General features: G+C 64.7%; 1 pseudogene. It reads left to right on the top strand.

Annotation, left to right across the window (positions count from 1 at the left end):
* A pseudogene (locus ACWGS9_RS35755) lies at positions 1-278 on the top strand (Re/Si-specific NAD(P)(+) transhydrogenase subunit alpha); the annotation flags it as partial.

Raw genomic sequence — 278 nt, 5'->3', positions numbered from 1 at the left:
TACAAGTCGGGTGCTGCCGTCATCGCCATCATGGACCCCTACGGCAACGATGCCGCGGTGGCCGCCATGGCAAAGGCCGGCATCACCGCCTTCTCCATGGAATTCATGCCGCGTATCACCCGTGCGCAGGTGATGGACGTCTTGTCCTCGCAGGCCAATCTTGCCGGCTACCAGGCGGTGATCGACGCGGCGGCCGAATATGACCGCGCATTGCCGATGATGATGACGGCGGCGGGCACGGTGCCGGCGGCCAAGACCTTCATCATGGGCGTCGGCGT

Source organism: Mesorhizobium sp. Arg314 (genome assembly GCF_053714275.1).
This window is presented reverse-complemented; position numbering and strand designations above follow the sequence as displayed.